Source organism: Pedobacter psychrodurus, assembly GCF_032678585.1.
GTDB lineage: Bacteria > Bacteroidota > Bacteroidia > Sphingobacteriales > Sphingobacteriaceae > Pedobacter > Pedobacter psychrodurus_A.
The window spans coordinates 29,335-42,490 of record NZ_JAVTSN010000018.1 but is presented as its reverse complement, the minus strand read 5'-3'; the positions used below and the strand labels follow the sequence as shown (position 1 = coordinate 42,490).

At 39.8% G+C, this 13,156-nt stretch carries 9 protein-coding genes; 2 read left to right on the top strand and 7 right to left on the bottom strand.

The genetic code is table 11. The features are described from left to right. Positions 1 to 10: 10 nt before the first annotated feature. The 4 genes from R2S57_RS13535 to R2S57_RS13520 all read right to left on the bottom strand — a co-directional run bounded on the left by R2S57_RS13535 (position 11) and on the right by R2S57_RS13520 (position 8,258). Entirely contained in the window at positions 11 to 1,942 is a 1,932-nt protein-coding gene (locus tag R2S57_RS13535) for a RagB/SusD family nutrient uptake outer membrane protein (RefSeq protein ID WP_316845483.1), read from the bottom strand. Continuing rightward, the gene (locus R2S57_RS13530; protein ID WP_316845482.1) at positions 1,942 to 5,247 is read right to left on the bottom strand and encodes a TonB-dependent receptor; all 3,306 of its coding nucleotides are present in this window, start codon (positions 5,245 to 5,247) and stop codon (positions 1,942 to 1,944) included. Before R2S57_RS13530 ends, R2S57_RS13535 begins: the two co-directional genes overlap by 1 nt. A gap of 386 nt (positions 5,248 to 5,633) precedes the next feature. Then, the gene (locus R2S57_RS13525) at positions 5,634 to 7,226 is read right to left on the bottom strand and encodes a solute:sodium symporter family transporter (RefSeq protein ID WP_316845481.1); all 1,593 of its coding nucleotides are present in this window, start codon (positions 7,224 to 7,226) and stop codon (positions 5,634 to 5,636) included. A 9-nt stretch (positions 7,227 to 7,235) separates the two neighbouring features. After that, positions 7,236 to 8,258, bottom strand: coding sequence for a GntR family transcriptional regulator (locus R2S57_RS13520; protein ID WP_316845480.1), 1,023 nt, complete (start codon positions 8,256 to 8,258; stop codon positions 7,236 to 7,238). A 303-nt stretch (positions 8,259 to 8,561) separates the two neighbouring features. On the opposite strand from R2S57_RS13520, the gene R2S57_RS13515 reads away from it, so the two are divergent. Further along, complete coding sequence (locus R2S57_RS13515; protein WP_316845479.1) at positions 8,562 to 9,581, top strand: sensor histidine kinase; 1,020 nt, start codon at positions 8,562 to 8,564, stop codon at positions 9,579 to 9,581. Further along, a complete protein-coding gene (locus tag R2S57_RS13510) occupies positions 9,562 to 10,323 on the top strand; it encodes a LytTR family DNA-binding domain-containing protein (protein ID WP_316845478.1) in 762 nt (253 codons plus the stop codon). The genes R2S57_RS13515 and R2S57_RS13510 overlap by 20 nt, the downstream gene beginning before the upstream one ends. Position 10,324: 1 nt before the next feature. Here the strand turns inward: R2S57_RS13510 and R2S57_RS13505 are convergent, their stop codons facing one another. The 3 genes from R2S57_RS13505 to R2S57_RS13495 all read right to left on the bottom strand — a co-directional run bounded on the left by R2S57_RS13505 (position 10,325) and on the right by R2S57_RS13495 (position 12,969). After that, positions 10,325 to 10,792 carry a hypothetical protein gene (locus tag R2S57_RS13505; RefSeq protein WP_316845477.1) on the bottom strand — a complete coding sequence of 156 codons (468 nt, stop codon included), beginning with the start codon at positions 10,790 to 10,792 and terminating at the stop codon, positions 10,325 to 10,327. Positions 10,793 to 10,957: 165 nt separating this feature from the next. Further along, the gene (locus tag R2S57_RS13500) at positions 10,958 to 11,902 is read right to left on the bottom strand and encodes a heme-binding domain-containing protein (RefSeq protein WP_316845476.1); all 945 of its coding nucleotides are present in this window, start codon (positions 11,900 to 11,902) and stop codon (positions 10,958 to 10,960) included. Positions 11,903 to 11,922: 20 nt separating this feature from the next. Continuing rightward, positions 11,923 to 12,969, bottom strand: coding sequence for an alpha/beta hydrolase (locus R2S57_RS13495; protein ID WP_316845475.1), 1,047 nt, complete (start codon positions 12,967 to 12,969; stop codon positions 11,923 to 11,925). Between the last annotated feature and the right edge of the window lie 187 nt (positions 12,970 to 13,156).

Here is a 13,156-nt window from a genome sequence, read left to right as displayed (position 1 = left end):
ATATTTTAAACTACCAGTAAGGGTTTTGAACTAAGTTTGGATTAACCACCAGATCGTAGCTTTTAATCGGCCACAAATAATCTTTTAAACCAAAAACCGGAATAAACTGTGTAGTTGGGCGGTAATAATTGATTGCTTCTGCATTATTGATGCTCCAGCCCTGTATCGGGTTGTTCAGCACCGCCTGAAGTTCTTTCCATCTTCTTAAATCCCAGCCACTCTGGCCCTCAAAACATAATTCAATCCGTCTTTCCTGATGAATAATCTGTCTTAAGCCATCCTTCGTATTAAATTTGTTCGGGTTTTTCGAAAAGTTGGTCCAGGAGGCCTGTACACCTTGTAAACCCGCTCTTTGTCTTACTTTATCGATGTAAGTAAACACTTCTGCACTTGGTCCGTTTACTTCATTCAATGCTTCTGCATATAAAAGATATAAACCTGCTAACCTGATCAAGGGCAAACGAAATGCCGATGGTTGAAAACCGTCATCGTAAACTGAAGCGTAACTCACCAGTTTTTTTGGCCAGTAACCCGTAATGTTCAACCTGATGTTATCACTTGGTGCTGCAAGCCCTGTTCCTCTGGCAGAAACATAATAAAGTGGGTTTTTAGCATCGTCCTGATTATTTCTTCCATTCCCGAACCAAACCCCGCCATCAAAAGCAATATCGGCATAAAAACGGCTTTCGCGTGCAAAATGACCTTTTATCGTTTCGTAACCCTGTTGAATATAATATCTGCTGGCATTATCGCCCACTTTGATTGTATTTCTTCCGGCGTAATCCCAGGTTTTATCCTCACTGATCGGTACTCCATTAACCGTATAAAAAAGTTCCTGGGTACTTATCGGTGCTGAAAAAGTAGAAGGATTGGAAAAATTGTTAACTGCTGATTTAGGCGTAAGTCTTGGTGTTGCAAATCCCTGATAGTTAAACTCAGGGTTCGATGCCCAGATGATTTCAGCATTCAGTTCCCACTTTTCAGTTACCGCATTTTGAACATCAAGTTCTCTTTTTAATGAATCGGATAATTTACCAACGGTTGCAGGCGCTATAAAAGTATACAACTTAATTCCTTGCGTTTCTGCAGCGGTAATAGCTAATTTAGCCGCGTCAGCGGCTTTCTTCCATTTTTGTGCATCGTAAGCTGCAGGGAAAAGGCTTATACCATCCTTGTCTTTAAAACTTACATAATCAGGATTACCGTTAAAAAGTGGACTCGCGGCTGTGCTCAGTACATCTGCTTTTACTGACAATGCGATTACGCTGGTTACCCTTCCTAACTCTGTTGCCTGACTGGTTATTACCGCAGGTAAATCGGGAATAGACTCATCTAATAATGACACGATATAATCAACCGATTCATCAACGGTAGCACGTTTAATCCTCACCTCATCGGTAGTGCTCGAAATGGATAAATTTGTTTTGATTAACGGAATCGGGCCATACATTTTAAAAAGCACGTAGTGATAGTAAGCCTTTAAAAATTTGGTTTCGGCTATCCAGCGTTTCTTTTCTGTAGCACCCAAATCAATCGGTTTATCAATATTCTCCAACATAATGTTGCAGATCCTGATCGACCTCCATAAGCTATAACTTCCTTCGTTACCATCCCATGCGTTCAAACCTGGGTTTGCAGCGGTTTGTGTACCCCTTAGCAAATTAAATCCCGTACGGTTAAAGTTCAGGTAATTATCAAGCGTGTTCGAATAAATCAGCTCAGATGAAGTGGTAAAACCAGGGTTCGAAGATGCATCATTCATACGCTGCAGATACGCATAGCAAGAATATAAATAGTTTTCAGCCTCGTTTCTGTTTCTGAAAGCATAATCTAGCGTACCCAGATTATCAGGCGTTATATCAAGATACTTTTTACAGGACACAACGGTGCTTATCAAGATCATGATACAGCTGTATGCGAAATATTTTTTTATCGTTTTCATTATAAGGTTACGTTAAGACCAACATTGAATACCTTTTGTATGGGATAGGCAAAACCATTTCCACCCTGCTCTGGATCCCACATTTTAAATGGACTCCAGGTAATCAGGTTCAAACCGTTTAGATAAATCCTGCACGAGTTTAACTTGATCTTGCTCGAAATACGCTGTGGAAGGGTATAACCTACCTCTAAAGATTTCAAGCGCAATAAACGTCCGTTTCTCATCCACCAGGTACTGGTTTGTGCATTGTTTTCTAAATCGGCGCTGTTCACAGCCAATCTCGGATAAAGGGCATATAGATTTTGGTTTTCTGGCGACCAATGGTTATCAGCAAAATCTTTAAGCAATTGCGTGTTTCCATAAATATAATCCTGGTTACTCGGTACAAAAGGACTCACTTTTGATGGATCGATAAAGAAGGTCATGCGGTCTTGCCCGGTAAAGAATGCGGATAAATCAAAGCCTTTAAATGATGAACTGAAACCGAAACCATAAACTACTTCTGGCGACTGAGGGAAACCAATATAGGCTTTATCCGCATCATCTATTCTACCATCATTATTTAAATCGCGGTATTTAATATCACCTGCACGTGGTGCTTTACCACTTGTAGAGAAAATCTGCGTTGGCGAGTTTTGTACCTCTTTATCATCAACGAACAGGCGTTCGGCGATATAGCCATAGTTTCTGCTAATGGGCTGACCTGTAGTATAACGGTAAGCTTCTGCCCATTGTGGCTCTTCGTAATTGATGTATTTATTTTTGGCAAAAGTTAAGTTAGACCGAACGGCAAAAGAAAATGCGTTTACATTAAACTTATAATCGAGCGATAAATCGATCCCTCTTGATCTTGCCTTGCCAATATTGGCACCAATATCGGGAGCACCGGTTTTAGGATCAATCGCCTCTAAACCTAATGTACTTGGCACATTTTTACGGATCATGTAAATGTCGTAGCGGTCGTTATTATACACCTCCGCAACAATATTCATGTTCTTGAAAAGCGTGGCCTCTAATGCGATATTGGTTTGACGTGAAGTTTCCCAGGTAATATTGGTATTTTCATAACTGTTGATATATACTCCTGGACGGGTGGCCGCACCATTAAAACCAAACTGGGCATAATTTCCACCACCATTTAAATTCACATCTGATTGATAAAAGAAACGTTGCGAGCCAATGGCATCATTACCTACCAAACCAAAACTACCCCTTAGTTTTAAGCGGTTAACTACATTAGTAATTCCACCTGTCCAAAATTTCTCGTTCGAAACAATCCACCCGGCGCCAATTGTTGGGAAGAAACCAAATCGATGGTTTTCCGAAAACCTTTCAGATCCATTATATCCAAAATTGGTTTCAACAAAGTAACGGCTTTTATAGGAATAGGTTAAACGTCCGGCTAAACCCAGGTTGCGATATGGAAGTGAATATTGAAGGGTTCTCTTATCAGTTTTTGGATCTTTGGCGTTATTATATAGATTCTGCTGCGCGGTACCGATCAAAGTTCCACTAATAGAATGGCTATCGCCAAAAGTACGATCATAATTTACAGAAGCCTGTCCATAAAGAAAGGTACTGATGTTAGGTTCGCCAGGATAATAACTCAAATACTCCTGTGCAATATTCGGCACTGAATTTGGATCACCGGTAGCGGAGTTTAACCAATTTAATACATAGGTATTACTTGGCCGATCGTAAGAGCCTACATTATAATAAAATGGAGAATAAGCCATAGATGAATCGAAATAAGAATACCTGTTGGTACTAAAAATCGATTTGAATGATAAACCTTGTGTCAGAAAATCTAGCTTTTGATTGAGCTCCAATTGTGCAGACATACGAGATTCTGATGAATTTTTATGTCCGCGGAGCAATGCAGCATAGGGATTATTGTATAAAATACTATTTACCCCGGTACCCCCAGTATTTCCAAAAAGAATGTGCTGCGCATTTTGATTGGCGGCATCAGCAGGGAAATATGCCGGGAATAAAACCGGACTGGTGTGCACCGCAATGTTATAAAGATCGGTAGAAAAACCACCATCAGTTGCCAATGGCCCATTGTATTCGCTAAAATTACCCGATAAGCGCACCACCAATTCGGTAGTTTTACTGAGATCGATATTAATATTAGATCTCAATTGGTAATTGCGGAACTTAACATTGTTGTCGTTATTATTGCGTTCATCCTGGTTCAGTACACCATTATCTAAATTGTAAGAACCTGCAATATAATACCGGGCCACACCGCCACCGCCGCTTACACTTAAGTTGGCTCTTTGCGTATTGGTTCTTTTTTTAAACAGCAAGCCCAACCAATCAACTGCCGGGTAAACATATTCGTTATAACCTGGCGCTTTATTTACTGTTGCCTGCGTATTGATAATTTGGTTTGGTGTAAACTTAGGGTCCATCCCACGGCCAATAGTAGCTTCATTAAAAAGCCTCATATAAGTAATCGGATCTGCAAGCTCTAAACTTTGGGTAGATTGAGAAGAAGAATTCTCCAAACGGAAACTGATTTTAGCCTTCCCTTCTTTACCTGATTTAGTTGCAACCAAAATTACCCCGTTGGCGCCTCTTGCCCCATATAATGCTGTTGCACTGGCATCTTTCAGGATGGAAAAACTTTCGATATCATCCACCTGAAGGCGGGCCAGATCTGAACTGGTCAACTCCACGTTATCGATCAAAATAAGCGGATCTTGTTTGTAACCAAAAGTGGTTACCCCACGGATAAAAAACTGAGAGTTATCCTGCCCTGGCTGTCCGCTACGCTGGTAACCGATTACACCGGCAATCTGACCGGAAAGTGCATTGGTTAAATTGCTCGAGGGAATTTTAAGGTTGCCCACTTTTACAGTGGTTACCGAACCCACTAAAGCTTCTTTACGTTGTTTCTGCCCCAAAGCGGTAATAACGACCTCTTCCGACAGCATGTTTTCTTCAGCTAACTTGATGTTTAGCACATTAGCTGCGCCAACAGTTGCCCTTTGCTCTCTGTATCCCACATAAGAAAATCTTAATATTTCGCCAGGAGCCACATCAAGTACAAACTTTCCGTTGTTGTCGGTCTGTGTACCCACATTAACCTTATTCACTACCGCTACAGTTACACCGGGTAGCCCTACCCCTAACGTATCCGTAACCTTACCCGTAATGGTTTTCTTTCCCGCTTGGGAATACCCTTTTACAGGCATAAAAATCAGGAAAAATACAAGTATCGAACCTGTCAATACCAGTGCATTTTTTACCCTGCCAGACACCGACAGGTGTCTACAAAACAAAAATAATTGCTTCATTTGCTAATAAGCTTTTAAATGATGAATTAAAAAATTGTAGATAGATGTAGATCGACGGGAATTAACCTCTGTTAAGATTTTGTAAATCTGCCGGCCATCCTTTGGCAATCGAAGGAAGGGTTTGCATTATTGCACAATAAGTAGTAAAATTTCTCATAATTTGGGATTATTTGGTTAATGAGAATAATATTTAGGATTCGGACAAACGATCTTAGCATCTTAATTACCTTATGCCCTTTTTAAAAAGGAAACAAAACGCTGGAACGCAGATTAATTTTGCATTTTGACCTATCCTATCCTATCCTACAATTCTCTGATACAATGATAAACAAAAAAATTAATATTCCAAGTTTCTAAAATAAAACGTGTGAGAATAATCAATCAGGCTAGGCCAGCATGTAAGAAGAAAAAATAAAGAATACCAGTGCCATCAACGAAACCAAAACCACATTGTAGTAGTGCCTGCGGCGCCAGGGGATAATTTCTATTTTATTATCCAACACCAATGTGTAAGGCGTTTGATTGGGGTACATTTTAGAAATGCTCAGCATCAATACGATCGTAATTAAAAAAATGATGGCTAATGTGTGCAGATAATGGAGATGGATGGTAAATACCCATTCGCTGAGTACGTAACAGGAAATAAAAAATATCATCCCGATTTTGGCGGCTATGGGTGGCATTTTTTTGGTAATAAAACCCAGAAAAATAATGGTAAAAATAGGGAGACTAAATATTGCACTGATTTTTTGCAGATATTCATAAAATCCGTTTCTCGAAAATATGATAAAAGGTGCGAATGCCATGGCAAATAGCGATACACCAATCTGAAACATCCTTCCGGTTCGTAATAAACTTTTATCAGATAATACTTTTCCTTTCTTCTCCATAAAAGGTTTGTATAAATTGAGGAGAAACAAAGTGCTCGAACTGTTAAGGCCGGCGTTAAAGGTGGTAATGGCCGCACCAAATAGTACACAGGCCGATAAACCCATTAAAAGTGGTGGCAATACGTCTTTAATGAGCAAGGGAAATACCTGGTTGGTATTGGTTAAAACGGGGTACAAGTGCACCGCAATTAAACCGGGTATGTTGATCAACAAAGGGCATAATAGTTTTGCAAAACAGGTTAAGGCAATACCCTTTTGCCCTTCTTCCAGACTTTTAGCAGCCAGTACCTGCTGAACAATGTACTGTTCCATCCCCCAATAATAAAGGTTCACAATCAGCATTCCCGTAAACAGTGTAGAAAAAGGAACGGCATCACGGCTATTGCCAATCGAATTTAAATGCTCTTTTTTTGTCGAAAGTACGGTGGAGAGTCCTCCGAAGAAATCTCCATTGCCTAAATAACGCAAGCCGTAATACGGTAATGCAATGATTAAGATCAACATCCCTGCACTCAAAACAGTATCGGATATCGTAATCGCTTTAAAGCCACCCAGAATGGTATAAACGGAACCAATCAGCCCCATAATCCAAACAAATATCCAGATGCTTTCCCAATAAGAGAGATGGAAACCAGAAAGATCAATCAGATTACTAAAGGCAACTGCCCCACCGTAAAGCACCGATGGAAGGAGATTGATGATGTAGCTAAACAGAAAAACAACCGACACCAGTGTTTTGGTCTGTTTATCATACCGTTTTTCCAAAAAATCGGGAATGGTGCGGATGCCGGTTTTAAAATAAATCGGAATAAAAAACTCAGACACAATAATCATGGCCAGGATAGACGATATCCCCCACCCGATTACCGACATATTATTGATGTAAACCGATTCGTTCTCACCAATAAACTGATTGGCGCTGATATTGCTAAAAAACAGTGAAGCCCCAATGATGATAAAACCATTGGTTCTGTTGGCAAAGAAAAAACCACTGATGGTTGATCTCTGCGTTTTCCGGGTTTTAAAATAAGAAATTGTTGCGGCGAGAACCGTAAACAAAATAAAGCTGATGATTGCTGTTGTGCCCACGCTAAGGTGTTAAAGTGAATTTCTTCTGATCAGTTTATTTTCCATGACATGTTTGATGGGTTTTAAACTTAATACAAACTCAGCAGCCAAACGGCCCATGTGCGCAAAATCTATTGAGAATGTGGTAATGCCATCAAAAATGATTTCTTTAACGTTATCGTCGTTGTGCGACAGGATACCGAGATCCTGACCAACTTTTAGCCCCTTCACCTTGGTATCCTTTAACATTTCCCAAAGCTCGAGGTTGTGTATGGTAAAATAAACCTTATCTGTCGCGATACTTCCAGGTTCGTAACTGTTCTTGATCACCCCGTTTATCTTAAACTCTTTTATAAAACGTTTGAACGAAAGTAATACTTCATTTGGCTCGGCAGATGAAGGTTTAAAAAAGAACACAAATTCAGAGAATTCTTTAATCCGCGGCGCCAATTGTAAAAAAGCATTGTAGGACGCTTTCTTAAACTCCTGAACAATATAAGAATAATCGCCTTTAAGCTCCACATAGCGATCTACGATAAGCAGTTTTTCTTTTGGCAACTGTTCTAATACTTCTTTCGCCGCATTACTTTCTATCGGTGCAATCACATATAAACCATATTGCCCTTTGTTGCTGTTGATGATGGATTCGAATACGCTAAAATTATTGTGATGGAAATACACATCAACCTGGATATTTTCACCTAAATGGTCACGGAAGTTCTGATAGAAGGTTTCCTGAAAAGTATCGAAGGCATAAATCAATAAACAAACCTTAAGATGTTGCTCGGTATCATCGGTGGCTACAAAATAACCCATCCTGTTTTTAGACTCCAATATACCCCTACTAATCAGCTCCTTATACGCTTTGCCTATGGTTTCTTTAGCAAAACCTGTTTCGCGCATCATCTCGTTTACAGAGGGCAGCATATCTCCTTTGGCAATCAGTTTATGGTTTAAGCCATTGATGATTCCCTGTACAAGCTGTTCGTGTTTCGAGAAAGAATTGATGATGCTTAACTCCTTGATTTCATTGAACAGCTTTTCTTTATTCATGCAACAATATTTGGTTTAATCGATTTACTACAGGTTATTTTGCCCGAAATATATAAATTTAATAGTGATTATGTATAAAAATTTTCATCACTATAGCAGATGTTGCCACGCCTGCCCGATAATTCAGGTGGGGAAACACGGAATATTATTAAAGCAGTTCTTTCACTCATTTTGTCGTCCTGAGCGCAGTCAAAGGATTTAGAGCGGTGCTTTCCGTGTCTCCTGTGGCAGGAATAAAAGATTTGGTTCAATGCCAGATGTTAACATCTGACAGCACTAAATTTATATTATATTTGGCCTGGCATGAAAAAAAAGACCTTTAAAATTTCGCACAAAGTAATATGGCTGAGTTCTTTTTTTCTGGGCATATTAACTTCCGTACCTAAAATTGCCGAGCACCGGTTTAACCTATACGAGGCCCTGGTCGATTCTACAGTGACTTTTCTTTTTGCAGTACTCATCTGGTACTATAATGTGATGACGCTTCCCGCCTATTCTTCACGTGATGTGGCCAGCGGATTTTCGATCATGAGATTGGTAAAAGGCCTTTTCTTTGGGATACTCTTGATGTTTATCCTCGCCTGTTTGCAACAACTTTTATTGTCTAGCATCAATTTTGGGCCAATTATGCTGATGTTCGAGGTAAGGGGTATTTTGGTTAACATTACATTTTACATGTTCCTAAACCTGCTGTATCAAAACTATCAGAACCAACAGGTAGGGATTGAACTGGAACGGACAAAATCTGATAACCTGGGTGCTCAGTATGAATTATTAAAACAACAGGTTAATCCACACTTTTTGTTTAACAGCCTCAATACCCTGAAATATATGGTAGAGAGCAACGACAAACACAGTGTAGAATTTATCCTTAAATTATCTGACTTTTACCGCTTTACACTTGAGAGCCGTAAACACGACCTCATCAGACTTTCGGAAGAACTCGACATTTTAACGGCATATCTGTTCTTGTTAAAAGCACGTTTTGAAGAAGGCATCGATCTAACTGTAGCTATCGACAAACGCTACCATCAGTCGCTAATCCCCCCATTTACCCTACAGCTCCTGGTAGAAAATTGCATCAAACACAATGTGGTTTCATTAGATAAACCCTTACACATTAAACTTTATACTGAAGGTGATTTTATTGTTGTAGAGAACAAGGCCCAACCGAAAAGAATACCAGAAACATCTACGGGAATAGGACTCGAAAATATCAACCAGCGATACAGCCACCTATTGAACAAGGAAATTGTAATTGCAAAAGGAGACACTCATTTTAGTATAAAACTTCCCATTATACATGAAGATTATCATCATTGAAGACGAGATTAAGGCAGCAAAGTCTTTATCAAACCTGATTACCAAAATACGTCCGAAAGCCCAGGTTGTGGCTACGCTGCAGAGTGTAGACGACGCGGTACAATATTTCTCAGAAAATGAAAGCCCTGAGCTGATATTTATGGATATCCAGTTATCGGATGGTCTTTCTTTTGAAATATTTCAATCGGTAAAAATCAGTTGTCCGGTAATTTTTTGTACCGCATACGGCGAGTATGCCATGGATGCGATTAAGGCCAATGGGATTGATTATTTATTAAAACCTTTTTCTCAGGAAGATTTACAAAAGGCTTTTGAAAAGGTAGAGCAGTTCCAGAATTTCTTTCAGCAGCACAAGTTGCCTGATCTAAACGAACTGCTTAAGCGGATTGGTCCTGATGAGGGGAAAAAAAGTTTCCTGGTATTTAAACACAATAAGTACACCACCGTACCCACAGAACATATTGCCTTTATTTATATCAGGAACGATTCGCCAACGATTATGACCATGAAGGAAGAGGAATATACGCTTACCCAATCGCTAGATACACTACAAAGCCAGCTTTCATCTTTGCAGTTTTTTAGGCTCAACCGCCAATATCTCGTTAATTTTATTGCGATTAAAGAAGTAGAACATTACTTCGACCGCAAGTTATTCGTTAAGCTGGTGATACCATCGCCCGAAAAATTATTGATCGGAAAAGAAAAAACCACTGCATTTCTGAACTGGCTTGAGAACCGATAACTTAACCTGGAAATGATGAAAACTTTTGCTCGAGGATATACCTGATGCGTTCCCGAACATCCATAAGCGCTTCTGCATTGCGTTCACCCTTTATCAACTCTTTTTGATAGTGAATATCGGATATACCTTTTTCTTTTTTTAAAAGCCTTATTTTTTCAACAAAAAGTATTTCAGCATTGATGTTTCCACCAAACCATAATGGATGGGCCTTTTGTTTCCAGGTAACCAAAGTATATTTTTCATCCTTGTTAGGCACTCGTTCCCGCGCTGCTTCGTTTGCATAAAGAATGGTGATGATCTGCCTTTTCTGGCTAAAAGAGGATGAAACGGGATGCATTCCATTCTCCTGATACAGTGAAGCTGGCACCAGTTCGTGTTTTTTAGCTTTATTACAGGCATTGAACATGATCATGGCAAAGGCCGATGCCAGACATTTTAGGATAAGATTATTGTTGATAGTCGTTTTCATTTTTATTATTGTTTTTCCGTCTGACGAATTTTCCCGCTTTAATTTATAGACCGTCTTTCTGAACACAGTGAAGAATCTGTAACCCATGGAAAACGGGACCAAAAACTGAGTGAGTAGCTACTGTTTTCATATAAAGATCCTTCCCTGCGTTCAGGATGACAATAGTTATTTTTGATTAGGAATATCAAACACAAATCCTGTTTTCGAAGCCAACTGATGGCAATTGATACACTCGGTGGCAAAGCAAGCATTTTTGCCATAAGCCAATAGTTTTGGGCTGGAAAATCTTGCAAAACCCCAGCCCTCAGTATCCTTAAATTTTTTGCTATCTTTTACCATAAACTGGGCGTTGTTAAAGTCGCCTGTTTTAACCTCACCGTTTTGATCTTCAGGCAATTTATTCCAAACTACTTTCACAATTACCGCTCCTTCTAGCCATTGGTTGATGTTATTTTCTTTAATGGCTTTTACGGTAATATCGTTTCCATAAATGATGCGCATGGTGCCGTTGTCAAAACGGTTGGTTGCACTAATTACTTCCCAATTTTTATAATCACTGGTATAAGCCACCCCGTTTAAGGCGATTGGTTTTTGATTTCGCGCATGTGTTTCTTTAAGGTTTAATTTTAGCTTAAGCTTACTTTTCTTCAACGCTTTTTCCGCAGAATAGGAAATCATAAAATCCTTCAAAACAGCCAGTTCAGTTTCAGATACCTTTGACGAAGGGTGAAGCAATACATAACTTTTTAAGGGCATTTTTCCCTGATCGATCATGTTTACGATATACCAAAGTTTTGTTTCCTGCTCAGCCGCTGTCAAATCATTCCACCTAGAAAAGTTAAAACGGCTCCTTGCTGTACGCACATCATTGGCTACCTGCCAAGAAATAGGTGCAATTTTATCATACCAGGCCAATTTGCTTTCGTTCGAATGGCAATCATAACAAGCACGTTTAAATATCTGCTCCACCGCTTTCGGACCTTCAAATGCTCCTCCAACGGAAGGATTGGTCACAGTTGTTCCGGTAAATTGGATACAGATCAATATAAACACAGCAATCACACTGGTAATTAACCATATCCTCATTTCTCCTTGTTTTAAATTCTTCATTACCTATGCGCTGAATTAAATTATTTATTTCCTTTGGCATAGCCATCAACCCTTATAATTGCATTAGCGAAAGCCACTGGTTGCTCTTGCGGCAGGTTGTGGCCTGCCCCCTTTATAATCAGGTGTTGATACTTGCCGGTAAACTTTTTGGCATAAGCAGAACCGTCTGTGGCCGGGGCAACTCCATCGGCATCACCATCAAGGGTAATGGCTGGTACAGTAATTACAGGGCCTGCAGAGAGCTTTTGCTCGTAAGCATCATATTTTGCTTCGCCGCGTTCAAGACTCAACCGCCAGCGGTAATTGTGGATTACGATATTGATATAATCTGGATTGTTAAATGCCGATGCTGTACGCTGAAAGGTCTGTTCGTCGAATTTCCACTCTGGGGATACATTTTTCCAGATCAATTTGGCAAATTCATTTCTATTGGCTTCGTAACCTGCTTTACCACGCGCGGTGGCAAAATAATACTGGTACCACCAACCCTGTTCTGCTTTTGGCGAGAGTGGTTGTTTGTTCCTTTCTAAATTGTTGATCAGATAACCACCAACTGAAACCAGTCCAATAGTACGTTCAGGCCACAATGCAGCAATAATATCGGCTGTTCTTGCACCCCAGTCGTAACCAGCTAAAATCGCTTTATCAATTTTTAAGGCATCCATAAAAGCAATAATATCTAATGCCACTGCCGATTGCTGACCATTGCGAAAAGTTTTATCCGAAAGAAAAGTCGTAGTGCCATGTCCTCTCAAATAAGGCACGAATACATGATAACCCTTCGCTGCTAAACTTGGTGCCACCTCTTCGTAGCTGTGGATATCGTAAGGCCAGCCATGCAGTAAAATTACCGGAGTTCCATTTGCCGGACCTGCTTCAACATACCCCACATTTAATAAACCTGCATTAATCTGTTTTAACTTCCCGAAAGTGATCTGATCAGGGCTGATATGATTTACAACAGATTGTGCAACAGCGGTATTTACTACAAAAAACTGTGCAAAACAGATCATTAGTGCCGAAAATGCAAATGCATAACTACGGCGATATTTAAATTGTGATAACATTTTTTACTTGTTTAGTGAGGTGAATTTTGAAAATCAGATGGCGGTCTTATTAAGATAAAATTGTCATCCTGAGCTTGTCGAAGGACTAACTTAAATACTCGCTAGTCGGTTCGACAACTTGCTCCGATTAACCGGCTGAGTGTGACAATTCTTCTATTGTCACTTTATGAACAGCCATCTGAAGCTG

Coding starts and splice junctions, on each gene's coding strand:
- R2S57_RS13535 (WP_316845483.1), bottom strand. CDS start 1,942: ATGAAAACGATAAAAAAATATTTCGCATACAGCTGTATCATGATCTTG.
- R2S57_RS13530 (WP_316845482.1), bottom strand. CDS start 5,247: ATGAAGCAATTATTTTTGTTTTGTAGACACCTGTCGGTGTCTGGCAGG.
- R2S57_RS13520 (WP_316845480.1), bottom strand. CDS start 8,258: ATGAATAAAGAAAAGCTGTTCAATGAAATCAAGGAGTTAAGCATCATC.
- R2S57_RS13515 (WP_316845479.1), top strand. CDS start 8,562: ATGAAAAAAAAGACCTTTAAAATTTCGCACAAAGTAATATGGCTGAGT.
- R2S57_RS13510 (WP_316845478.1), top strand. CDS start 9,562: ATGAAGATTATCATCATTGAAGACGAGATTAAGGCAGCAAAGTCTTTA.
- R2S57_RS13505 (WP_316845477.1), bottom strand. CDS start 10,792: ATGAAAACGACTATCAACAATAATCTTATCCTAAAATGTCTGGCATCG.
- R2S57_RS13500 (WP_316845476.1), bottom strand. CDS start 11,902: ATGAAGAATTTAAAACAAGGAGAAATGAGGATATGGTTAATTACCAGT.
- R2S57_RS13495 (WP_316845475.1), bottom strand. CDS start 12,969: ATGTTATCACAATTTAAATATCGCCGTAGTTATGCATTTGCATTTTCG.